This window comes from Serratia sp. 121840015-1 (assembly GCF_053627655.1).
This window is the reverse complement of record NZ_JBSEYF010000004.1, coordinates 85,432-110,436: the sequence shown is the minus strand read 5'-3', so window position 1 is coordinate 110,436 and position 25,005 is coordinate 85,432. Positions and strand designations below refer to the sequence as shown.

The 25,005-nt window shown below is 62.6% G+C and carries 9 protein-coding genes; 6 read left to right on the top strand and 3 right to left on the bottom strand.

Translation table 11 applies throughout. The annotated features are described in order from the left end of the window. The first annotated feature begins 11 nt into the window (after positions 1–11). The 3 genes from prmA to fis all read left to right on the top strand — a co-directional run bounded on the left by prmA (position 12) and on the right by fis (position 2,569). Complete coding sequence (gene prmA / locus ACUXAC_RS18670) at positions 12–893, top strand: 50S ribosomal protein L11 methyltransferase (protein ID WP_033636181.1); 882 nt, start codon at positions 12–14, stop codon at positions 891–893. A gap of 393 nt (positions 894–1,286) precedes the next feature. Further along, complete coding sequence (gene dusB, locus ACUXAC_RS18665; RefSeq protein ID WP_004936856.1) at positions 1,287–2,291, top strand: tRNA dihydrouridine synthase DusB; 1,005 nt, start codon at positions 1,287–1,289, stop codon at positions 2,289–2,291. Further along, a complete protein-coding gene (fis, locus tag ACUXAC_RS18660) occupies positions 2,273–2,569 on the top strand; it encodes a DNA-binding transcriptional regulator Fis (protein ID WP_000462905.1) in 297 nt (98 codons plus the stop codon). The genes dusB and fis overlap by 19 nt, the downstream gene beginning before the upstream one ends. A 74-nt stretch (positions 2,570–2,643) precedes the next feature. On the opposite strand, the gene ACUXAC_RS18655 is transcribed toward fis, so the two are convergent. Together ACUXAC_RS18655 and ACUXAC_RS18650 are read right to left on the bottom strand one after the other, a co-directional pair. Continuing rightward, positions 2,644–2,874: a hypothetical protein gene (locus tag ACUXAC_RS18655; RefSeq protein ID WP_141960366.1), complete on the bottom strand. Its 231-nt coding sequence runs from the start codon at positions 2,872–2,874 to the stop codon at positions 2,644–2,646. 150 nt (positions 2,875–3,024) lie between these two features. Then, on the bottom strand, positions 3,025–3,366 hold the full coding sequence (locus ACUXAC_RS18650) for a hypothetical protein (RefSeq protein WP_016930249.1): 342 nt from the start codon (positions 3,364–3,366) through the stop codon (positions 3,025–3,027). Between the two features lie 247 nt (positions 3,367–3,613). On the opposite strand from ACUXAC_RS18650, the gene lpxO reads away from it, so the two are divergent. The 3 genes from lpxO to ACUXAC_RS18635 all read left to right on the top strand — a co-directional run bounded on the left by lpxO (position 3,614) and on the right by ACUXAC_RS18635 (position 6,553). Continuing rightward, entirely contained in the window at positions 3,614–4,519 is a 906-nt protein-coding gene (gene lpxO, locus ACUXAC_RS18645) for a lipid A hydroxylase LpxO (RefSeq protein ID WP_060424607.1), read from the top strand. Between the two features lie 301 nt (positions 4,520–4,820). Continuing rightward, positions 4,821–5,741 (top strand): kdo(2)-lipid IV(A) palmitoleoyltransferase, encoded by a 921-nt coding sequence (lpxP, locus tag ACUXAC_RS18640; protein WP_164268871.1) that lies wholly within the window; start codon positions 4,821–4,823, stop codon positions 5,739–5,741. A gap of 113 nt (positions 5,742–5,854) precedes the next feature. Continuing rightward, positions 5,855–6,553, top strand: a complete 699-nt coding sequence (locus ACUXAC_RS18635) for a CTP synthase C-terminal region-related (seleno)protein (RefSeq protein ID WP_321189997.1) — start codon at positions 5,855–5,857, stop codon at positions 6,551–6,553. Positions 6,554–6,602: 49 nt separating this feature from the next. On the opposite strand, the gene ACUXAC_RS18630 is transcribed toward ACUXAC_RS18635, so the two are convergent. Then, positions 6,603–24,455 (bottom strand): amino acid adenylation domain-containing protein, encoded by a 17,853-nt coding sequence (locus ACUXAC_RS18630; RefSeq protein WP_454266819.1) that lies wholly within the window; start codon positions 24,453–24,455, stop codon positions 6,603–6,605. Positions 24,456–25,005 lie beyond the last annotated feature (550 nt).

Sequence of the window (25,005 nt, the reverse complement as noted above, 5' to 3'; positions counted from 1 at the left end):
AGAGAATTGCTATGCCTTGGATCCAACTCAAACTGAACACCACCGGCAGCCAGGCGGAAGACCTGAGCGACGCGCTGGTGGAAAGCGGCGCCGTGTCGGTGACCTTCCAGGACACCCACGACAACCCGGTGTTCGAACCCTTGCCGGGTGAAACCCTGCTGTGGGGCGATACCGACGTGATCGGCCTGTACGACGCGGAAACCGATATGGCCGAGGTGGTGGCGATGCTGGAACAGCACCCGCTGCTGGGCGCCGGTTTCCGTCACAAGATAGAACAGCTGGAAGACAAGGACTGGGAGCGCGAGTGGATGGACAACTTCCACCCGATGCGCTTCGGCGAGCGCTTGTGGATCTGCCCGAGCTGGCGTGACGTGCCGGATCCCGACGCGGTCAACGTGATGCTCGATCCGGGCCTGGCGTTCGGCACCGGCACCCACCCGACCACGGCGCTGTGCCTGCAGTGGCTGGACGGCCTCGATCTGGCCGGCAAAACCGTTATCGACTTCGGTTGCGGTTCCGGCATCCTGGCAATCGCCGCCCTGAAGCTGGGTGCAGCGCGCGCTATCGGCATCGACATCGATCCCCAGGCCATTCAGGCCAGCCGCGACAACGCGCAGCGTAACGGCGTTTCAGAGCGTCTGGAGCTGTATCTGCCGAAAGACCAGCCGGCAGACCTGCTGGCTGACGTGGTGGTCGCCAACATCCTCGCTGGCCCGCTGCGCGAGCTGGCGCCGCTGATCGGTTGCCTGCCGAAGGCCGGTGGTCATCTGGGGCTGTCCGGCGTGCTGGCCAGCCAGGCCAGCAGCGTTGCGCAAGCCTACGAAGAGAAGTTCACGCTCGACCCGGTCGCCGAGCGTGAAGAGTGGTGTCGCATCACCGGCCGCCGCAAGTAAGCGTCACGGTCTATTGCCCCCTCATCCACCGGCCCTGCGCCGGTGGATTTTTTTTGCCTGACGATCGGCCTGCGGGCGAGACAAAATTTTATGCAATTTTTCGCCGCTCAACGACGGATCGCCCTGACAATGCGCCTTCCAGACAGGCTATCTCGGCAAAAAACGCGGGTGAATGCAGATAATATTCTGCGCAAAGGCGAATATTTTGCCGCACACAAAACAAGCACTTTTCGTCAACTTATTGTAAAATATATATAATATTTTTATGAATCACCGCGTAGCGTATTTTTCGTCCTAATATCGGGCCAATTGGTTAAAGTTTGGCCTTTCATCTCGACGCAAAAATGCGTAATATACGCGCCCTTGCGGACACAGTATGGTCACTCTTTGTCTATGCGCATTGGACACCACCAGCTTACTAATTGCCTGATTGCGGCCCCGATGGCCGGTATTACAGATCGCCCGTTCAGAACCCTCTGTCATGCAATGGGTGCTGGGATGGCTGTATCCGAAATGCTCTCCTCCAACCCGGAGGTGTGGCGGACGGATAAGTCGCGTCTGCGTATGGTGCATAGCGATGAACCAGGGATCCGCTCCGTGCAGATTGCCGGATGCGATCCTGATGATATGGCCGCCGCCGCGCGTATCAACGTGGCCAGCGGCGCGCAGATCATCGACATCAATATGGGATGCCCTGCCAAAAAAGTGAACCGGAAGCTTGCCGGGTCCGCCTTGTTGCAGTACCCGGATCTGGTAAAACGGATCCTCCACGCGGTGGTTGACGCGGTGGATGTGCCGGTAACGCTGAAGATTCGCACCGGCTGGGCGCCAGAGCATCGTAACTGTGTAGAGATTGCCCAACTGGCCGAAGACTGTGGTATTCAGGCCCTGACGATTCACGGCCGAACCCGCGCCTGTCTGTTTAACGGCGACGCGGAATACGACAGCATTCGGGCAGTTAAGCAGAGTGTTTCCATTCCGATTATCGCGAATGGGGATATTACTGACCCGCATAAAGCCAGAGCAGTGCTCGACTACACCGGGGCCGACGCCCTGATGATAGGCCGCGCTGCTCAGGGGAGACCCTGGATCTTCCGGGAAATCCAGCATTATCTGGACACTGGGGAGCTGCTGCCGCCGCTGCCGCTTGGCGAGGTGAAGCGCTTGTTGATTGGGCACATTCGGGAATTGCACGGCTTCTATGGCCAAGGCAAGGGATTCCGGATTGCTCGTAAGCACGTGTCCTGGTATCTCCAGGAACACGCTCCGAATGACCAGTTTCGGCGCACATTCAACGCCATAGAGGATGCCAGCGAACAGCTGGAGGCGTTGGAGGCATATTTCGAAAATCTTAGCGTAAAAAAAGAGCTGACAGAACTATGTTCGAACAACGCGTAAATTCTGACGTACTGACCGTTTCTACCGTTAACTCACAAGATCAGGTGACTCAAAAGCCTCTGCGTGACTCGGTTAAACAAGCACTGAAGAACTATTTTGCTCAACTGAACGGTCAAGACGTAAATGACCTGTATGAGCTGGTACTGGCTGAAGTTGAACAGCCACTGTTGGACATGGTGATGCAATACACCCGTGGCAACCAGACCCGCGCAGCCCTGATGATGGGCATCAACCGCGGCACGCTGCGCAAGAAGCTGAAAAAATACGGCATGAACTGATACTAGTCAGTTAACGTGTTGAAAAGGCGCTTTATCTCATTTGATAAGCGCCTTTTTCTTTTTCTGGCCTGTGCCTACATTGGCGGGGCTTTACGCGGAATGCGCTTATCAATATATCCGGCAATGAAATAGCAAATACCCGCCACGCCCGCGATCATCACGTAGCGCTTCCACCCGTCCAACTCCACACCCAGGCTATCCAGCCCGCTCAACACCACAAACACCAGCAGACCCAAAATAACCGATGCTCTGCCTGTCCAGGTTGGCGGAGGTGTAAATAAACGCCTTACCCAATAGGGCCTCATAGGGCTTCCTTCTTACTTACGACGGAGTCACCAATCGATGAAGGATACTCTCACGTTTTAATCAGGGCGACAAAGCACGACATCAGCGTGGCGGATTATAACCATAAAAAAAGGCCGGAAACCCGGCCCTCTTGTTGTGACGACAGCAAATTACTCGGTCGCTTTGTTCTTGAGGCTTTCCGCCCCTTGCTTGGTCTTATCCCAAGCCTTCTCCGTACCCTGTTTGGTGGAGTGCCAGGCCTTTTGCGAGCCTTCGCTCACTTTGCTGCCGACGCTGTCGCTCTTGCCTTCAGCGGCGTGCTTGGCTTTCAGCTTCAGCTCTTCACCCTTGTCCTGAGACTGGTGCAGCTTTTCTTTGGCGGTATCCGCCCCTTTGTGCGCTTCGGCAACGACCTCGTTGCTGGCGTGAGCGGCGGTGTCGGTCGCGGTCTCAGCGGCGAACACCGGGGAAGCGAGCAGCAGTGCAGACAAGGCAATGATTGATTTCTTCATAAGTCCCTCTTTTTTCAGATACGTGCCATTCATCATGAAACAAGATGGCATGAAACGCCCCTTGAACGATTTAAGAATAGGACTAAAACCAAAAAAATCGATATAAAATTTTATTAAAAATAAATTTCTCATTTTTTTATGCCGTTCGAGCGAATCCCGGTCAAAAAGCACGAAAACGTTAAATTTTTCCTGTCACAAAACTATAATTTGTATGAATTTTTAACAAGCATTAACAGGGATGGATTCTATGGTTGCCGCGATCATTATCGGCATTTTCATCGTCAGCTTCTTCTACGCGCACTCCCGCGGCAAAGAGAAACAAAAGGTTACCCGCCAACTGTTCGATCACTCCACCTTTATGGGGCCGATCAACATGTTTATGACCGGTTTCTCCCGTTTGCCCGCCAAACAGCCCTATTTCGACGAAAAAGGCTTCCCGGAGCTGCAGACGCTGACCGACAACTGGCAGGTGATCCGCGAAGAAGCGGTGCGCCTGCAGGATCACATCAAAAAGGCGCAGTCGCACAACGATGCCGGCTTCAACACCTTCTTCAAACGCGGCTGGAAACGTTTCTATCTGAAATGGTACAGCGACAGTCACCCTTCGGCGCAGACGCTGTGCCCGCAAACCGTCGAGCTGCTCAACCGCATCCCGTCGGTCAAGGCGGCGATGTTCGCCGAGCTGCCGCCCGGCAGCCATTTGGGTAAACACCGCGACCCTTACGCCGGCTCGGTGCGCTATCACCTGGGGCTGATGACGCCCAACGACGATCGCTGCTTCATCGAAGTGGATGGCGAACAGCACAGCTGGCGTGACGGCGAGGCGGTGATCTTCGACGAAACCTACGTGCACTGGGCACAGAACGACACCGACCAGACGCGCATCATTCTATTTTGCGACGTCGAGCGGCCGATGAAGTGGCGCTGGGCGCAGGCGGTCAACCACTGGGTCGGCTCTACGCTGATGTCTGCGGCCAGCTCGCCGAACGACGACCAGGACCGCACCGGCGGCATCAACCGCATCTTCAAATACGTCAACGCGGTGCGCGATGCCGGTCAGCGCCTGAAAGCACGCAACCGCCGCGGTTACTACCTGCTGAAATGGCTGGTGATCGCTGCAATCTTCGCCGCGATTATCATTCCCAGCCTATAAAACGCGCCAATCTTCAACTTAGGGGCAACGCGAATGAGAATATTCGCATGCCCCTCTTCCGCCACACCCCGTACCCTGTGCTAGCATAAGCATTCCTAGAGCCGCCTCCGCTGGCCAACAGCTATCCCTCCGAAGCCTGATAGCAGCGCAAACCGCCCTTCGAATGTAAATGTTTAGTCAATTATGGAATCCCGACTAAACCCTGGTCGTGCCCGGGTGTCTGAGTGGTCGTATCGCTATCGAGTGGAACCTTTATGCGTTACAGCTTGCTGCCCCTTTTTAACGTATAAAACGAGTTTCTATGAAATCAGCCAAAGCATTTCAACTGGCCTTGCTGCACCCGCGCTACTGGCTCACCTGGTTCGGCCTCGCCCTGCTGTTCCTGCTGGTCCAGCTCCCCTATCCGTTGCTTTACCGGCTGGGGGTGTGGATGGGGCGTACCTCGATGCGTTTTCTCAAGCGTCGCGTCACCATCACCCGCCGCAACCTTGAACTGTGCTTCCCCGAGATGGACGAAGCGCAGCGCGAGCGCAAAGTGGTGGGCAACTTCGAATCCCTCGGCATGGGCCTGTTGGAAACCGGCATGGCCTGGTTCTGGCCGGATAAACGCGTCAAGCGCTGGTTCAACGTCTCCGGCATCAACCACCTTAACCTGGCGCAGCGTGACGATCGCGGCGTGCTGGTGATCGGCGTGCACTTTATGTCGCTGGAGCTGGGCGGCCGGGCTATGGGCCTGTGTCAGCCGATGATGGCGATGTACCGCCCGCACAACAACAAAGCGATGGAGTGGGCCCAGACCAAGGGCCGTATGCGCTCCAACAAGGCGATGATCGATCGCAAGGATCTGCGCGGCATGGTGCACGCACTCAAGCGCGGCGAGGCGGTGTGGTTCGCGCCGGATCAGGACTACGGCCCGCGCGGCAGCGTATTCGCCCCGCTGTTCGCCGTCGATCAGGCCGCGACCACCAGCGGCACCTTTATGCTGGCGCGCATGGCCAACCCGGCGCTGGTGCCGGTGGTGCTGATCCGCCGCGAAGGGGGCCGCGGTTACGACCTGCTGATTCAACCGGCCCTGGAAGACTATCCGCTCAGCGACGAGCAGGCGGCGGCGGCCTATATGAACAAAGTGATCGAGAAAGAGATCCTGCGGGCACCGGAGCAATATCTGTGGCTGCACCGCCGCTTCAAAACCCGGCCGGTCGGCGCGCCGTCGCTGTACTGACCCTTTTTCCAGCCCGGCCGACGCCGGGCTTTTTTGTGCGCAGCGTTTAAAAAATCTGCGGTTCACGATCCCGCTTTCCTGTAATCTCCTTTTTTACCCGCACAGGAAAGGAAATGATGAAAGCTCAAGTCCGCATTGCTCTGGTCGGTGATTACACCCCGCAAGCCGTGGCCCATCAGGCCATCCCCGTAGCGCTCCAGCTCACCGCCGCCCACCTCGATATCGACGTGCAGCCCCAGTGGCTACCGACCGACACCCTGACCTCCCCCGACGTCCTGCAAGATTTCGACGCCATCTGGGTGGTGCCGGGCAGCCCGTATCGTCACGACGACGGTGCCTTTATGGCGATCCGTCATGCGCGGGAAAACGACGTGCCGTTCCTCGGCTCCTGCGGCGGTTTTCAATACGCGATCGTCGAGTACGCCCGCAACGTGATGGGCTGGCACGACGCCGGTCATGCGGAAACCGACAGCGGTGGCCGGCTGGTGATCGCTCCGCTTAGCTGCTCGCTGGTGGAAAAAACCGGCGACATCGTTTTCCAGCCTGACACCCGCGTCGCACGGGCCTACGGCAGCCTGAACACCCATGAAGGCTACCACTGCAACTTCGGCGTCAATCCGGAATTCGTCGTCGATCTGCAACGCTTCCCGCTGGTCATCAGCGGCCACGACAGCGAAGGCGACGTGCGCGCCATCGAACTGCCGGCTCACCGTTTTTACGTCGCTACGCTGTTCCAGTCGGAACGCGCCGCGCTGCGCGGCGAGCTATCACCGCTGGTGGTGGAGCTCGTCAAAACCGCCGCCAACGGGTAAAAAAAAAGCCCTCTTGCGAGGGCTTTCTCATCGGATACATCCCGCCGGCTTACGCCTGTCCGAGCTCGCGCAACGCCAGATTGAAGTGTTGCCCCAGCTCACGCCGATGAACAGGATGCTCCATCATCGACACATGGTCGCCGTTGACCTGGCTGACGCGGACGGTCGCCGGCGGCAGCAGCTTATCCCATCCCAACGCGGAAGCGTCTTCGCGGCAATATCCCGCCTGCTTGATCTTCTGCCAATACGCCTGGAACTGTGCGTTCTGCGAATTGACGGAAACCTGCTCCTGCTTCGCCTTGAACAGATGGATTTTCAGCGATGCGGGCTGCACCAGGGTCGCTTCCACCAGTTTGGCGTAGTGGTGCCGCTGCTGCCAGAGCGCCGCCTCGTCGGCCACTTCCTCACGCTGAGTCTTGATCCCGGCGCGTTGCACGGCCGCAATCGCCTCCGGCAACGGCAGCTCAGCCAACTGCTGACAGAACTGCGGATCCGGCCTTTCCTGCGTTGACTCCACCCAGTTCAGCAACAGCTGGACCGGGCTGTGCATTGCCGCCACCGGCCGCAACGTGTCGATCAACCCCAGGAAAGCGACCGCTTCCCCGGCCGATTGCAGCTGCTCGGCGATGGCATAGGCCAACACCCCGCCGGAAGAGTACCCCGCCAGATGGTATGGCCCCTGCGGCTGCACTTCGCGAATCAACGCCACGGCGCTGGCGGCCATATCGGACATGGTGGCCGGCTTCTCCTCCACCGCCGGCCACGGCACGGCGTAGACCGGGAAGGTCTCGTCGATCTCCTTGGCCAATTCAAACACGTAGGAGTGGTCGCCAAAGCCGGTCGGGACGAAGAACAGCGGCGGCCGGCTGCCGCTGCTGCGAGCCGGCACCGCTTTACGCAGCGGAGCCTCGGCGGTGCGACGATCTATCCGCTCGGCCAGCTCGGCCAATATCGGATGGTTGAAGATCGCCTGTACCGGCAAGGTGATGCCTTGCTGACGCAGCTGGCTGGAAAGACGTACCGCCAGCAGCGAATGGCCACCGAGCTCGAAGAAATTGTCGTGACGCCCTATCTGGCCAATCTCGAGCAGCTCACACCATACCCGCGCCAGCGTCGTTTCGGTCTCCCCCTGAGGCGCCGCATACTCCCGAGTGCCGACTGCCGCGCGCTCCGGCTCCGGCAAGGCGCGCCGATCCAGCTTGCCGTTGGCGGTCAACGGCAGCGCATCCAGCCAGACATAAGCCGACGGCACCATGTACTCCGGCAAACGTTCGCTCAGATAGGCCCGTAGCTGTCCCTGCAACGCGCTGCGGTCAACGTCGGCCGTCGGTACGATCCAGGCGACCAGGCGCGGATGATGTTCCGTCGAACAAACCTGCACCACCGCTTCCCGCACCCACGGGCTCGCCGCCAGCTGCACCTCAATCTCGCCCGGTTCGATGCGGAACCCGCGCAGCTTGATCTGCTGATCGCATCGCCCCTGGTATTCAAGACTGCCGTCCGGCAAATAACGCGCCAGATCGCCGGTGCGATACATGCGGCCGCCACCGACCGGATTGAACGGATCGCTCAGGAAGCGCTGTGCCGTCAGTTCCGGTCGGTTCAGGTAGCCCAACGCCACCCCCACGCCGCCGATGTGCAATTCCCCCACCGCTCCCATCGGCACCGGGCGTCCGCGGGCGTCCAGCAAGTAAGCGCGGGTATTGCCGATCGGTTTCCCAATCGGCAAGCGCGCCTCCCCTTCAGCCCGCTCGATGCGTGCCGTTGTCGCAAAGGTGGTGGTCTCCGTCGGCCCATAGGCATGGATCAGGTGCACCGGCCCCCGCTCTTGCAACAGCCGCGCATAAGCGCCCGGATCCTCTTTCTCCCCTCCGCTAATCAGATATTTCAACTGCGCCAGTGCGCCGCTGATGCTGTGCACATACTGATTGAACAGCGCAGTGGTCAAGAACAGCGTGGTGATGCGATGGCGTTGCAGTTCGGCCGCCAGACGCTCGGCCTCCATCATCACCTCCGGCGCGATCACCACCAGCGCACCGCCATTCAACAGGGCGGCCCAAACCTCCATCGTGCTGGCATCAAACGCCGGGTTGGCGGCAAAGGCGATGCGGTCGTCGGCGTCAAAGGCGGCGTAGCGGTTGTTGCGCACCAGACGCGTGATCCCCTGGTGCGGCGTCATGACGCCTTTCGGCGTCCCGGTCGAGCCGGAGGTATACATGATGTAGGCCGTCGCGCCGCTCGACACGCGCAACGCCGGGTTACCGACATGACCTTCAGCTTCGCGATCCTCGACCGTCAGCTGCGGAATGCTTTCGTCGCCGACGGCGTCCGTCAGCATCAGGCAGGCGCCGCTGTCATCGGCGATCCACGCCTGGCGCGCGGCCGGCAGTTGCGGATCGATAGGGACATACGCCGCCCCGGCCTTGATTACCGCCAATTGGGCGCAGACCAGTTCGATGCTGCGCGCCAGCCGCACCGCGACCCGGTCGCCCGGTTGTACGCCGCGCTCAATCAGCCGATGCGCCAACCGGTTGGCGCGCGCATTCAACTGTGCGTAGCTGAGCCGTTGCGCATCCTGAATCAAAGCGATGGCCTGCGGCGTCTGCCGCGCCTGCTGTTCAAACAGTTCGTGCACGCAGGTATCCGCCGGGTAAGCTTCCGCCGTATGATTCCAGCGGCACAGCTGCAGCGCATACTCTTCATCCGGCATCACCTCCAGTTCGCAGACCGGTGTCTGAGGCGCCTGCTCCAATGCCTGCGCCAATGCGCTCAACGCCTGCGCCATATAGCCGCACACGCGCTGCGCTTCAATCGGCTGCCTGACCTGCGCCGTCAGGCCCAGCGAATCACCTCCATCCTCGACCGACAGCACGAACGGATAGTTGGTACGTTCCTGGCTATCGAGCAGCGTCACGCCGGTCGGCAATGCGGTGTCCTCGCCGCTGTTATGCCGGTAGTTCAGCAGGGCACTGAACAGCGGCGTGCCTGCGGCGACGCCGCTGCAGCGCTGCGCCAACGCCAGCGGCGCATGCTCATGGGCCAGCAGCCCGCTCAGCCGGATGTGCGCCTGCAACACCGCCGATTCCGCGCCGACCTCGTTGACATCCAGCCGTAGCGGCAGAGTATTGATAAACAATCCGAGCGCCCGTTCCGCCCCGTCTCCGGCCTGCATGCGGCCCAACAATACGGTGCCGAACACCACCTCATCGCGGCCGGTAGCGCGCGCCAACACCTGCGCCCAGGCCAGGTGGCACAGGCTGGCCAGGCTGACGCCCAGCCGCCGCGCCTGCCGCCGCAGCTGTTGGTTGAGCGTATGCGGTAAGGCCAGGTGCGCCGTCGAGATATCCCGCCCTTCGCCATGCACGTCGCTCAGGCCGAACGGCAACGACGGTTCATCGATATCCGCCAGCATCGTGCGGAAGAACTGTTCGTGTTCGGCCTTGCTGACGCCGAGCCTTGCCTGCGCCACCGCGTTGCGGAACGGCGGCGCCTTGGCCAGTTCGTCCCCGCGCCCGGCCAGGATCAGGTTGATCTCCTCCTGCATCACCGCCAGGGTCGAGTGGTCGCCGATCAGGTGATGCCACTGCTGGAGTATGCACCAACTGCCTTCTTCCTCCTGTGCGGCGACAAAGCTCAGCAACGGTGCGCGCGTCAGATCAGGCCGCACGCGGCGCGGATCAAACAACGCCGTCAGCCGCGAACCGATCTCGCCCTCCGCCGGATTGAGCCGCAGTTCTCGCAGCGACAACTCGGCCTTGCGCCACACCACCTGCACCGGCGATGACACGCCCTGCGTGATGAACGCGGTGCGCAGAATGTCATGGCGATCGATCACCTGCTGCATCGCCGCCAGCCAGGCGTCCAGGCGCGCACGGCTGTCGAAACGCAGCACCGCGGACAGCTGGTACGGGTCGCCCCGTTCCGCCAGCAGATGGTGGAACAAAATCCCCTCCTGCAGCGGCGACAAGGCGTAGATGTCCTGTACGTTGGCCACGCCGCCCGGCACCTGCGCCACCACCGCGTCGATCTCCGGCTGGCTCAGCGTCGCCAGCGGCAACATCTCCGGCGTAATGGCTACGCAGCCCGGTAGGATACCGTTGGCCGGCACGCTCACTTCCTGCTGCGTGACCAACGTCTGCGCCAGCGTTGACAGCGTCGGCGCGGTGAACAGCGTTTGCACCCCGGCGCTCAGCCCGACACGGCGCAGCTGCGCCATCAACTTCACCGCCAACAGCGAGTGGCCGCCCAATTCGAAGAAGTTATCGTGGCGCCCGACCCGCTCAAGGCCCAGCAGCTCGCGCCAGATCCCCGCCAGCAGCGTTTCCAGTTCGCCTTCAGGTTCGGCGTAAACCTCACGCACGTAGGCGTCCTCCTGCGGCTCAGGCAGCGCGCGCCGATCCAGTTTGCCGTTCGGCGTCAGCGGTAGCATATCCAGCGCCACCCAGGCCGCCGGCAGCATAAACTCCGGCAACATCCCCGCCAGATACTGTCGCAGCGTCACCGCCAACGTCTGGCGATCCGCGTCAGCCTCCGGCACCACCCAGGCCACCAACCGCTTAGTGTCCGCTTCGCCGAGGACATCCACCACCGCTTCGCGCACCGCCGGGTGACCGGCCACTCGCGCCTCGATCTCACCGCATTCGATGCGGAAGCCGCGAATTTTCACCTGCCGATCGTTGCGCCCCAGGTAGTCGATATTGCCGTCCGGCAGATAGCGCGCCAGATCGCCGGTGCGGTACATCCGCTCGCCAGGGTTAAACGGATCCGCCAGGAATCGCTCTGCCGTTAACTCTGCGCGGTTGAGATAACCCAGCGCCACTCCGGGGCCGGCGATGTAGATCTCGCCGGTCGCGCCGAGCGGCACCGGTTGCCCGTGTGCATCCAGCAGATAAATCCGGGTATTGCCGATCGGCCGCCCGATGGGCAAGCGCTGCCAGGGATCCACCCGCTCGATCGTGGCCGTCGTGGCAAACACCGTACACTCGGTCGGCCCATAACCGTTGATCAGCCGTACCGGCCCAGCCTCTTTCAGCATGCGGGCAAAGGCGTGCGGATCCGCCGCTTCACCGCCGCTCAGCAGATATTTCAACTGCGCCAGCGTCGCGGCGATGCTATGGACATATTGGTTAAACAACGAGGTGGTCAGGAACAAGACGTTAATCCCTTGCCGCACCAGCGCCGCCGCCAACGCCTCGGCTTCCGTCAACACTTCCGGCGCAATGATTGCCAGACTGGCGCCATTCAACAGGGCTCCCCACATTTCCAGCGTGCTGGCGTCAAACGCCGGATTGGCGGCGAAAGCGAAGCGATCGCCGCGTTCAAACGACGCAAAACGGTTGTTGATCGCCAGCCGGAGGATGCCTTGATGCGTCACCATGACGCCTTTAGGCGTACCGGTCGAGCCCGAGGTATACATGATGTAGGCCGGCGCGTCGCCGGCGCGAGGCACCGCCGGATCGTGGGTCGGATTCTGCCGCAGTCGATCGATACGCAGGCATGCGATCTCGCCGGCTATCTCGCGGTCGAGATCGCGATCGCACAGGATCAACGACGCCCCGCTGTCGCCGATGATCCACGCCTGCCGCGCAACGGGCAGGTGCGGATCGAGCGGCACATAAGCAGCCCCCGCCTTGAGGATCGCCAGCTGAGCGATGACCAGAGAAACGCTGCGTTCAAGCGACGTGGCCACGCGATCGCCCGGGCGCACGCCCTGTGCGATGAGTTGGTGCGCCAGTTGGTTGGCGTGGGCGTTCAATTGGGCATAGCTCAGGCTGTCCCGATCGTTCACCACCGCAACGGCGTCCGGCGTGCGCTGCGCCCACTGTTCAAACAGGACGTGGGCACTGCTCTGCGCCGGATAAACTTCCGCGGTTCGGTTCCAGCCGTACAACAACAGTTCGCGCTCGGCAGCCGGCAGCAGATCGAGATGCGACGCAGGCTGCGTAGCATTTGTCGCCATCGCCCGCAACACCTGCACCAGGTAAACGCCGTAACGCTCGGCGGTAGCGCGGTCGAACAGCGCGGTGGCGAAGTTCAGCGTACCGCTGATTTGCTCGTCGCGCTCCGCCAGATCGAGCGTCAAATCATACTTGGCGATCTGATAGCCCAACTCGGCACTCTCGGCCTGCAGCCTAGGCAGCGAGATATCGCGCACCGAGCCGTCCTGCCAGGCCAGCATTACCTGGAACATCGGGGTATAACCCAGGTGGCGCGGCGGATTGACCAGCTCCACCACCTGCTCGAACGGCAGATCGCGATTTTCCCGTGCCGCCAGCACCGTGTGGCGGATCCGCGCGATCAGCGTCGGCAGATCCGGATCGTCGCGAAGATCGATGCGCAGCGCCAGCGTGCTGACGAAGAAGCCGACCAGCGATTCGGTTTCCAGCCGGCCACGGTTGGCCTCCGGCGTGCCGATCACCAGCTCCTGCTGCCCGGCCATGCGCGCCAGCACCAGGCTCCAGGCCGCCAGCACCGTCATGAACAGCGTGCCGCCATGCTGCCGGCTGAACTGCCGCAGCGCCTGCGTCAGCTCGGCGTCGATCGCGATCGGCACCTCCCCGCCGCTGAAAGACTGCACCGTCGGACGCGGCCGGTCGGTCGGCAGCGTCAGCAGCGCCGGCGCATCGCTCAGCGTTTCGCGCCAGTATTGCGCCTGCGCCGCCAACCGCTCTGGCGTCAGATAGCGACGCTGCCAGGCGGCGTAATCCGGGTATTGCAGCGTCAACGGCGGCAGCGGATCGCCATCGCCGCGGCGGAAAGCACCGTACAACGCCCCCAACTCACGCAGCAGAATACCGGTCGACCAACCGTCGGAGATGATGTGATGACAGGTGAGCAGGAACAGATGTTCCTCATCCGCCAGGCGGATCAGCGCGGCGCGCACCAGCGGCCCCTGCGTCAAATCGAAAGGCGCCTCCGTCAGGCGCTGCGCCAGTTGCCGCGCCTGGCTCTGAGCATCCTGCCGCCCACGCAGATCGTGAACCGTCAACGGCAGCGCGTCTGCCGGCAGAATGTGCGCCTGCGGCTGCCCCTCGACGGTGACAAACCGGCTGCGCAACGCTTCGTGGCGGGCATAGAGCGCATCCAGGCTCTGCCGCCAGGCGGGCAGATCCAGCTCGCCGCGCAGGCTCAGCGCCAGAGGAATATGGTAAGTTTCACTCAGGCCTTCCAACTGCGTCAGGAACCACAAACGCTGCTGGGCAAACGACAGCGGCAACTCGGCGCCGCGTCGCATAGCCTCGATCGGCGGCAGCGCCTCATCGGTTCTCCGCAGTTGCTGCGCCAACGCCAGCAGCGTCGGGTTGGCGAACAGGGTCTGCAACGGCAGCTGCCATTCCACCTGCTGCAGACGGTTGGTCAGACGTACCGCCAACAGCGAGTGCCCTCCCAGTTCGAAGAAGTTATCGTGGCGGCCTACCTGCTCCACGTTCAGCAGTTCGCGCCAGATCGCCGCCAGCAGCGTTTCGTGTTCACCCTGCGGCGCTTCGTACGCTGCCTGGCTCTGCGCCCCCTGCGGCTCCGGCAGCGCCCGCCGATCCAGTTTGCCGTTCGGCGACAGCGGCAACGCCGCCACCACCACCCAGGCCGACGGCACCATATAGTCCGGCAGCGCCGCGCTCACATGCTGCCGCAGCACGCCCGCCAGCGTCTCTTCCGCCACGCCGGCGGCCGGCACCACCCACGCCACCAGCCGTTTGTCGTCGCCCACCGCCCGCGCATCCACCACCGCTTCGCGCACCGCCGGGTGCGTTGCCAGCGCCGCCTCTATCTCGCCGCATTCGATGCGGAAGCCGCGGATTTTCACCTGCTGGTCATTGCGCCCCAGGTACTCGATGTCGCCGTTCGCCAGATAACGCGCCACGTCGCCGGTGCGGTACATCCGCCCGCCCGGCGCGAACGGATCGCTCAAGAAGCGCTCCGCCGTCAGTTCAGGCCGGTTCAGGTAGCCTCGCGCCACCTGCACCCCGCCGATATACAGCTCGCCCACCGCCCCCAGCGGCACCGGCTGCCCGTGCTCGTCCAGCAGGTAGATACGCGTGTTGGCGATCGGCCGCCCGATCGGCACCGACACCCGGTCCGCCTCCCGCGAACAGTGCCAGGCGGTGACGTCCACCGCCGCCTCCGTCGGCCCATACAGGTTATGCAACTCCGCCTGCGGCAGCCGGCGGTAAAACTCCGCCACCAGCGCCGCCGGCAGCGCTTCCCCGCTGCACATCACCCGCACCACCTGGCCGCAGCGCGTCGCCGCCTGCCCGTCCGCCAGGAAGCTTTGCAGCATCGACGGCACGAAGTGCAGCGTGGTGACGCCGTACTGTTCGATCGCGCGGCTCAGGTAGTCCGGATCCTTGTGCCCTTCCGGCTTCGCCATCACCAGACGCGCGCCGACCATCAGCGGCCAGAAGAACTCCCACACCGAGACGTCGAAGCCGAACGGCGTTTTTTGCAGCACCGTGTCCGCCGCCGTCAGGCCGTAGGCTTCCTGCATCCACACCAGCCGGTTGACCACCCCGCGGTGCTCATTCATCGCGCCCTTCGGTTTCCCGGTCGAGCCCGAGGTGTAAATCACGTACGCCAGGTGCGACGCCTGCGCGCGCCGTTCCGGGTTCTCGGCGCTCAGCGTATCCGGCAGCGCCGCCTCCAGCGCCAGCTGCGGCGTCGCAGGCTCGCCCAGCGCCGCCCGGCCGGCGGCGTCCGCCAGCAGCAGCACCGGGTCGGCATCCTGCAGGATGTACTGCAGGCGTTCACCCGGATAGGCCGGATCGAGCGGCACATAGGCGCCGCCGGCCTTGAGGATACCGAACAGCGCCGTCACCATGTTCAGGCCGCGTTCGGCGCACACCGCCACCCGGCTGTCCGGGCCGACGCCGCGCGCTATCAGCGCGTGCGCCAGCCGGTTGGTGCGGGCGTTCAGCTGGGCGTAGCTCAGGCTTTCCGCTCCGCTCACCAGCGCGATGGCGTCCGGCGTGCGGCACACCTGCTGCTCGAACAGCGCCGCCAGGGTCTGATCCAGCGGGTAGTCACGCTCGGTACGGTTCCAGCCATGCAGCAGCAGTTCGCGTTCCGCCTCAGGCACCACCGCCAGTGAACATACCGGCGTTTCCGGTGCCTGCTCCAGCGCTTGCGCCAGCGAGCCCAGCGCCTGCGCCATATAGTCGCACACCCGCTGGGCATCGACCGTCTCTGTCACCTGCGCCGTAATGCCGAGCGAATCGCCGCCGTCCTCCACCGATAACACAAACGGATAGTTGGTGCGCTCTTCGGCGCTCAGCAAGCTGACACCTTCCGGTAACGACACTGCCTCGCCGTTGTTATGGCGATAGTTGAGCAAGGCACTGAACAGCGGCGCCCCAGGGCTGACGCCGCTGCAGCGCTGCGCCAATGCCAGCGGCGCATGTTCATGCGCCAGCAGCCCGCTCAGCCGCACGTGTGCCTCTCTTGCCGCCGCCTCCGCGCCTCGCCGATCGATGTCCAGGCGCAGTGGCAATGTGTTGATAAACAACCCCAATGCCCGTTCCGCGCCTTCGCCGCCCTGCAGGCGACCCAGCAATACGGTGCCGAACACGACCGCGTCTCGCCCGCTGACGCGCGCCAGCACCTGCGCCCAGGCCAGGTGGCACAGGCTGGCCAGGCTGACGCCCAGCCGCCGCGCCTGACGTCGCAATCGCAGATTCAGCGCCGAAGAGAGCGCCTGGTAGCGGCTGACGATTTGCCGTCCTTCACCATGCACATCGCTCAGGCCAAACGGCAGCACCGGCTCGCTGATATCCGCCAACATGTCGCGGAAGAAGCTTTCATGTTCTGCTTCGCTGAGCGTCAGGCGCGCCTGCGCCACCGCATTGCGGAACGGCTGGGCGGCGCCCAGCTGTGCGCCACGGCCGGCGAGGATCTCGCTGACCTCTTGCTCCATGAAGGCCAGCGTGGAGTGATCGCCAATCAGATGATGCCACTGTTGCAAAGCGCACCAGCAGCCGTCTTCCTCCTGCGCGACGGTAAAGTTGAGCAGCGGCGCACGGGTCAGATCCTGCCGCTGCTGCAACGGATCAAAACTGGCCGCCAGCTGTTGCCAAATCGTACCGTCAGCCGGATCGAAACGCCGCTCGCTCAGCGCCAGCTCGGCCTTGCGCCACACCACCTGCACCGGCGAGGACACGCCCTGCGTGATGAACGCGGTGCGCAGAATGTCATGGCGATCGATCACCTGCTGCATCGCCACCAGCCAGGCGTCCAGGCGCGCACGACTGTCGAAACGCAATACCGCAGACAGCTGGTACGGGTCGCCCTGTTCCGCCAGCAGATGGTGGAACAAAATCCCCTCCTGCAGCGGCGACAAGGCGTAGATGTCCTGTACGTTGGCCACGCCGCCCGGCACCTGCGCCACCACTGCGTCGATTTCCGCCTGGCTCAGCGTCGCCAGCGGCAACATCTCCGGCGTAATGGAGGCGCCGCCCGGTAAGATCCGGTTTTCCGGTATCTCGATCTCACCCTGCGCACTCATCGCCTGCGCCAACGCCGACAGCGTCGGCGTTGAGAACAACGTCTGCACGTTCGCTCCCCAACCGGCACGCCGCAGTTGAGCCATCAACTTCACCGCCAGCAGCGAGTGGCCGCCCAGTTCGAAGAAGTTGTCGTGGCGGCCTACCCGCTCCACGTTCAGCAGGTCGCGCCAGATCGCCGCCAGCAGCGTTTCGTGTTCACCCTGCGGCGCTTCGTACGCTGCCTGGCTCTGCGCCCCCTGCGGCTCCGGCAACGCCCGCCGATCCAGTTTGCCGTTCGGCGACAGCGGCAACGCCGCCACCACCACCCAGGCCGACGGCACCATATAGTCCGGCAGCGCCGCGCTCAGATGCTGCCGCAGCACGCCCGCCAGCGTCTCTTCCGCCACGTCCGCGGCCGGCACCACCCACGCCACCAGCCGTTTGTCGTCGCCCACCGCCCGCGCATCCACCACCGCTTCGCGCACCGCCGGGTGCGTCGCCAGCGCCGCCTCTATCTCGCCGCATTCGATGCGGAAACCGCGGATTTTCACCTGCTGGTCATTGCGCCCCAGGTACTCGATGTCGCCGTTCGCCAGATAACGCGCCACGTCGCCGGTGCGGTACATTCGCCCGCCCGGCGCGAACGGATCGCTCAGGAAGCGCTCCGCCGTCAATTCGGGCCGATTCAGATAGCCCCGCGCCACCTGCACCCCGCCGATATACAGCTCGCCCACCGCCCCCAGCGGCACCGGCTGCCCGTGATCGTCCAGCAGGTAGATGCGCGTGTTGGCGATCGGCCGCCCGATCGGCACCGACACCCGGTCCGCCTCCCGCGAACAGTGCCAGGCGGTGACGTCCACCGCCGCCTCCGTCGGCCCATACAGATTATGCAACTCCGCCTGCGGCAGCCGGCGGTAAAACTCCGCCACCAGCGCCGCCGGCAGCGCTTCCCCGCTGCACATCACCCGCACCACCTTGTCGCAGCGCGTCGCCGCCTGCCCGTCCGCCAGGAAGCTTTGCAGCATCGACGGCACAAAGTGCAGCGTGGTGACGCCGTACTGTTCGATCGCGCGGCTCAGGTAGTCCGGATCCTTGTGCCCTTCCGGCTTCGCCATCACCAGGCGCGCGCCGACCATCAGCGGCCAGAAGAACTCCCACACCGAGACGTCGAAGCCGAACGGCGTTTTTTGCAACACCGTGTCCGCCGCTGTCAGGCCGTAGGCCTCCTGCATCCACACCAGCCGGTTGACCACCCCGCGGTGTTCGTTCATCGCGCCCTTCGGTTTACCGGTCGAACCCGAGGTGTAAATCACGTACGCCAGGTGCGACGCCTGCGCGCGCCGTTCCGGGTTCTCGGCGCTCAGCGTCTCCGGCAACGCCGCCTCCAGCGCCAGCTGCGGCGTCGCAGGCTCGCCCAGCGCCGCCCGGCCGGCGGCGTCCGCCAGCAGCAGCACCGGGTCGGCATCCTGCAGGATGTACTGCAGGCGCTCGCCCGGATAGGCCGGATCGAGCGGCACATAGGCGCCGCCGGCCTTGAGGATACCGAACAGCGCCGTCACCATGTTCAGGCCGCGTTCGGCGCACACCGCCACCCGGCGGTCCGGGCCGACGCCGCGCGCTATCAGCGCGTGCGCCAGCCGGTTGGCGCGGGCGTTCAGCTGGGCGTAGCTCAGGCTTTCCGCTCCGCTCACCAGCGCGATGGCGTCCGGCGTGCGGCGCACCTGCTGCTCGAACAGCGCCGCCAGGGTCTGATCCAGCGGGTAGTCACGCTCGGTGCGGTTCCAGCCATGCAGCAGATGCTCCCGTTCGGCGAGCGGCAGCAAATCGATATGGGATACCGACCGAGGGTTATTCAGCGTCATCGCCCGCAGCGCCTGAATCAGGTAAACGCCGTAGCGTTCAGCGGTGGCGCGATCGAACAACGCCGTGGCGAAGTTCAGCGTGCCGCTGATGCCTTCGCCGGTATCGGCCAAGTCGAGCGTCAGATCAAACTTCGCCGCGCTGTATTCCAGCCCGGCCAGCTCGGCCTGCAGCCCAGGCAGCGGAATATCGCGCACCGAGCCGTCCTGCCAGGCCAGCATCACCTGGAACAGCGGGGTATAGCCCAGATGGCGCGGCGGATTGACCAGCTCCACCACCTGCTCGAACGGCAGATCGCGATTTTCCCGAGCCGTCAGCACCGTGTGGCGGATCCGCGCGATCAGCGTCGGCAGATCCGGATCGTCGCGAAGATCGATGCGCAGCGCCAGCGTGCTGACGAAGAAGCCGACCAGCGATTCGGTTTCCAGCCGGCCACGGTTGGCCTCCGGCGTACCGATCACCAGCTCCTGCTGCCCGGCCATGCGCGCCAGCACCAGGCTCCAGGCCGCCAGCACCGTCATGAACAGCGTGCCGCCATGCTGCCGGCTGAACTGCCGCAGCGCCTGTGTCAGCTCGGCGTCGATCGCGATCGGCACCTCTCCGCCACTGAAAGACTGCACCGTCGGACGCGGTCGGTCGGTCGGCAGCGTCAGCAGCGCCGGCGCACCGCTCAGCGTTTCGCGCCAGTATTGCGCCTGCGCCGCCAGCCGCTCCGGCGTCAGATAGCGACGCTGCCAGGCGGCGTAATCCGGGTATTGCAGCGTCGGCAGCGGCAGTGGATCGGCATCGCCGCGACGGAAAGCGCCATACAACGCCCCCAGTTCACGCAGCAGAATGCCGGTCGACCAACCGTCGGAGACGATGTGATGACAGGTGAGCAGGAACAGGTGCTCCTCATCCGCCAGGCGGATCAGCGCGGCGCGCACCAGCGGCCCCTGCGTCAAATCGAACGGTTGAGTGGCCGCCTGACGGCACAGCGTGTCGGCTTGCGCGGGGTGACGTCGCAGATCGTGGAACGCAAGCGGCAGCCCGTTTGCCGGCAAAATCTGCACCTGTGGCCGATCTTCCCGGGTGATGAACCGACTACGCAGCGATTCGTGACGCGCATAGAGCGCATCCAGACTATGTTGCAGCGCCTGCCGGTCCAACCGGCCGTGCAGCCGCAGCGCCAGGGGGATATGGTAGGTTTCGCTCATCCCCTCCAACTGGGTCAGGAACCACAGGCGTTGCTGGGCGAACGACAGGGGCAATTCGCCGTCGCGCGCCACCGGCAGTATCGGCAGCGGTTCCTGAGCCGGCGCAACTTCCAGCGCCTGCGCCAGCACGTGCAGTACCGGGCTGGCGAACAGCGCCTGCAACGGTAACAGCCATCCGGCCTGTTGCACGCGGTTAGCCAGGCGCACCGCCATCAGCGAATGCCCGCCCAGTTCGAAGAAGTGGTCATAGCGACCGACGCGCTCTACGCCCAGCAGCTCGCGCCAGATTGCCGCCAGCAGGTTTTCCGCCTCACCCTGCGGCGGCGCATAGGCTTCACGCACATAGGCGTCAACCTGCGGCACCGGCAGAGCCCGCTTGTCCAATTTGCCGTTGCCGGTCAGCGGCAACGCCTCCAACCAAACGTAAGCCACCGGCACCATATAATCCGGCAGCCGCGCCTGCAGATGCTGACGCAGCCCGGTCGCCAGCGTAGCGCGTTCGGCTTCCGGTGCCGGAACCACCCACGCCACCAGTCGCTTGCCCCCGTCGCCATCGTCAATCGCGTCCACGGCTACGCTGCGCACGCGCGGATCGGTACTCAGCTGTGCCTCCACCTCGCCGCATTCGATACGGAAACCGCGGATTTTTACCTGCTGGTCATTGCGCCCCAGGTATTCGATATCGCCACCCGGCAGATAGCGCGCCAGATCGCCGGTACGATACATGCGCGCACCCGGCGCCCGGTTGAAAGGATCATCGAGAAAGCGTTCCGCCGTCAATTCGGGCCGGTTCAGGTAACCCCGCGCCACCCCTTCGCCGCCGACGTAAAGTTCGCCGATCGCCCCCATCGGCACCGGTTCGCCGTCGGCGCCCAGCAGATACAAGCGCAAATCCGGGATGCGGCTGCCGATCGGACTGGTGGTGATCGCCGTGTCCTGCGCCGACAGCGGTCGATAAGTCACATGCACCGTGGTCTCGGTGATACCGTACATGTTGATCAACCGTGTCTGCCGGTTCTCTGGACGAGCAAACCACGGCGCAAGATCGGAAGGCTTCAGCATTTCGCCACCAAACACGATCTCGCGTAGCTGCTGGCGCGCTTCGCTGTGCGCCTGAGCCTGGATAAAGGCTTTGAAGGCACTCGGCGTCTGGTTCAATACCGTGATGCCGCTGCGGCAGACGAAATGATAAAAATCCGGCGCCGAGCGGGCGATCGCCTGCGGTACGATGAACAGCTGGCCGCCATACAGCCAGGCGCCCCAGATCTCCCAGACGGAGAAGTCGAAGGCGAATGAGTGGAATAGGCACCACCTGTCGGCGGCGCTGAAGTTGAACCAGGCGTTCGTCGCGCTGAACAGCCGCGCGACCTGTCGGTGCTCCACCATCACCCCTTTGGGTTTGCCGGTCGAGCCGGAGGTATAAATCACATACGCCAGGTGCGCCGGGCGCACCCCGACGTCCTGCAGATCGTCGCTTTCCCCCGTCAGTGGCTGTTCCAGCGCCAGCACCGGCACCTCGCAGTCACCCAGCGCTTGTCGGCCGAGCTCATCCGCCAACAGCAGCACCGGCGCTGAGTCCGCCAGGATGTACTGTAGCCGCTCGCCGCTATAGGCGGGATCCAGCGGCACATAGGCGCCGCCGGCTTTGAGGATCCCCAGCAGCCCGACCAGCATCGGCAGCCCGCGCCCGGCGCACAGCGCCACCAGGCTGTCCGGCTGCACGCCAAGCTGTACCAGCCGATGGGCCCAACGGTTCGCCTGGGTATTCAATTCCGCGTAGGTCAGGCTGTCATCGCCATACGTCACCGCGATCGCCTCCGGCGTCCGTCTGACCTGTGCTTCGAACAACCGGTGCAGACAAACCGCCGGCGAGTGTGAAGCGACGGTATGGTTGAGGCCCTGCAGCAACTGCGCGCGTTCTTCCTCGGAAACCAGACTGAGTTCGCCGACGGTGCGACGATGAGAACCCGCCCTCACCGCATCGTTGAGCAGCATCAGCAGATGTTGCGTCGCACGCAACATCTGTTCGTCAGCCACGGAGGCGGCGTCGTAGACCCAACGGAAAGCGCCGTCAGCCTTGCAGATTTGCAATACCGCGCGCGAGCCGGAAGCCATGATGGCGGCAACCCCCTCGTCTTCAGGCTGCAACCCCTGCGCCGAGCGCCGGCTGACGATCGATACCGCCGTCGGCCAAGTCTGAGGCGCTCGCAGGTCCGCATCGCGCGTCAGCAACGCGGGATGATAATCGGCATGAGCGCGCAGCTGGCTATATTCCTGTTCCAGCGCGGCCAACGCCTGCTGGAAATTGCCGGTGTGATCAACAGAGACCTGCAGCGGCAGCACGCGCGCGCTCAGGTGGGCCCAACGACCCCAATTCCGATCGTCCGGGGTGATCCACCCCAGCTGAAAATCGGTTTCATTGCACATGCGCGCCAGATAAAGGGTTGCTGCCGCCAGAACCTGCTCACCGGCAATTTTTTCCAGGCGCTGCCAGGCCGTCGCCTGCCAGCGTGCGGGAAGCTCCGCCTGGCGGCCAGGCCCCGGCGGGAACGGCGCCGGATAATAACGCGTCAGGCGCGGTTGCCAAAAAGCGGCGCTATCGGCGCTGGCGCCATACGCCGCGCCTAACAGCGAGGCTTCGGCAGCGTTAATCGTCGGCAAGACCGAGCCGACAGACAGGCCGCAGGCCTGCGCCAGCGCATCGCCTGGCTGAGTCGAGCCGTCGGCGCGCAAGAACGGCCCGACGCGCACCACGCCGGGGTTCGCGGCAATCTCCCAGCCGTCGGCCTCGACGTGCAGCAGGGTACCGGGTTCGGCCTGCCGCTCATCGCTCACCGCCTGCAGCGCCGTCACGCCCAACACGCGCTCCGCCAGCAGTATCTTCGCCGCACATCCCGCGCCATGGCTCAGCGAGCACACCAGGCGCTGCAGCGCCTCAGCCGGGCGATCCCAACGAATGATGCCGCCGGCAGGCGGTTGCCGACGGTTGGTGTAAAAGCTGCCGCCGGCCTCGGCATCCGCCAGCGCCGCCACTTGCCGATCCAACGCCTCGATCGTCCCCGCCGTTGATGCGTTCAGCGCCCGTAAAATAAACTGGAAACGGCGCTGCAAAACATCCAGATCGCCTAATGAATTTGCATAAGCGGCGTCAGAAAAAGTGACGTCCAGCTCATTCGCCTGCTGGTCTTCATACAGCATAATCTGTAGATCGCCGGACGGAATATTCCCGCCATAATACCAACGGGTGCGGCATCCCCAGAAAGGATCGCCGTGGTCGAAAGAAACAATGTTAATTGAAGGGCCAAACCAGGCGGAATCCGTCGCGCCATTGTCACGCCGAATGTCCTCCCCACGATATAATTGATGGCGAACCACTTTTGCTATTTCGGCCGCAACCTTTTGGATAAATTCGGCCAGGCTCAGCTGGGGTTCAACCTTGATAATCAAAGGGACAACGTTAGAGGTCATACCAATACTGTTTCGTTCTCTCGTCCCGGTCACCGGCATGCTGAAATTAAGATATTCACTGCCGGTCAGGCTGTAGAAACATAATGCTACGGCGGCGGCCAATATATGTGCGCGGTGTACGCCGATATTGTCAGCTTGTTGCTGCAGCTGATCCAATGCCTCTTTTTCCAGCAGCTGCGTGTTGCGGTTCATCGCGGCGTCCGGAGTCAATATGGCTCTACGCGACAAACTCTGCGGCGCAGCGGCAGTATATTCCCGCCAAAAAGCCTGATCGGAAGAAAAGCGTGAGGAATCGCGGTATTTGATGTCGTTTTCATAAAGCAGAGAGAAATTGCAGTTGGCGAATTCAGGGATGACGCCGCCGGACGCCAGCGCGTTATAGTAAGCCGCGATGCGCCGCATCACTTCCTCGGCACTGCGGCCGTCGGTGATCATATGGTGGAAACGCCGATAGAGGACATAGCGCTGCGGAGCAAGCGTAATTACATAAAAACTAAAAGGTTCCTCTCCCGTAGCGCGGCGCGGCAGCGCGGCATCCGCCACCATCCAGCGTCTGGCCGCCTGCAGGGGATCGGGTTCCTTACTGAGATCGAGTGTGAACAGCGGCTCATGTGTGCGTGGCGCGCGGTATTGATAAAGCTCACCGTCTTTTTCCACAAAATGCGCTTGCAGAGCCGGCGTTTCTTCCACGATGGCATCGATGGCTTGCCGCAGCAGTTTAACGTCGAGAGGCCCGTCAACCTGCCCATAGCCCCAGATATTGAACGACAACTCTTTGGAAATGTTTTCCCCCAGCCAGAGTTCACGCTGGGCGATAGTCATTTCATGCAGTTCGACTTTCCCCGCCGCGGCCTGAGCACCCGTACGGAATTCCCCATTCTTCACATCAGTTTGTTTGTTCATAATATTCTCTAGCACGTTTTCATTACGTTAATGAAAGGGACCGTCCGGATTTAGGCAAAGCCTGGCCGTCCGACAGTTCAAGTCAGAATAAAAAACCGTAGAAAAGCTGGGTCTCCCCCAACTAAGAAAGAATGAAATAGTTAATCCAGAGGTTCCCCCCTGTGCCTCAATTTGTAGAGCTGTGAAGTATAGGAGAGGATATTTTTTTTGGCGAAATGTGCGAAAGGAAATAAATGACCATTTTATTTCCCCGATATTACTCAGGGATGACGAGCGTATTCCTCTTGTATTAATCCGATATAATTAGAGAGAAATTCATATTCTTTTGTATTATTCACCACAGTTAATGTGCAACAATACTTACGATAAGAGCCTCTCCATATCAATAAGTTATACTTTATTGTTTTAATGATAATAATTTATTACTTAATTAATTCATTACCATTAAAAATGAACGGCAATTTTGCCCGCGGCGCATCTATCGTTTTTTGTTATAACGATGGGAAAAATTATGCTGAAAAATTTCTTCGTTTTTTCGGGCGCTCATCGA